A 562-nucleotide genomic window follows, 5' to 3' on the forward strand; every position below is an offset into this window, starting at 1 on the left:
ACCCCGAGGCGCGCCCACGGCTCGCCCTTGTACTTAGCGGGGACCTCGGCAGCGCCGTTCGGCAGGTCGCGAATGTGCCCGACGCTCGCCTCGACCACGTATCCAGGGCCGAGGTAGCCCTTGATCGTCTTCGCTTTGGCAGGCGACTCGACGATCACGAGTCGTCGGCCGCCCTTCGCGGTCTCGCTGGTCGGGGACAACTTCGCTCTTCTCTCCGGTCGACGCTCAGTGGCTGGGCCACCACGCGTACGGTGCTCGCGGTGGCAATACGGTGACGCTGCGGAGTGTGACGGTACCTCCCGCCTCGGTGTCAAACGGAAAAAGCCCGCAACGCCACTCGAAGGGTAAGCCGATGGTCGCCTAACCACTCCTCCTGCTGCGCACCGCCTAGGCGCTGTCACGGTAACCCGACAACCGGGCCGCGTGCCGCACGGGCCGGCGCTCCACCGGGTCGGTCAGCCGGTCAGACGGAGCTCAGGCACCAGATTCCGCCGACCAACGCGGCGGTGCCGAGAACGGTGGAGAGGACCGCGGCGACCGTCGGGTGCGAGCCGTCCAGGAC

1 protein-coding gene is annotated in these 562 nt (G+C 68.7%); it reads right to left on the minus strand.

Going from position 1 to position 562, the window contains the following annotated elements:
• Positions 1-200 (minus strand): toprim domain-containing protein (locus KUM32_RS31365; RefSeq protein ID WP_217145349.1); only part of this gene is annotated, 200 nt, incomplete at its 3' end.
• Positions 201-562: the final 362 nt, after the last annotated feature.

The organism is Streptomyces sp. AC627_RSS907 (genome assembly GCF_019049165.1).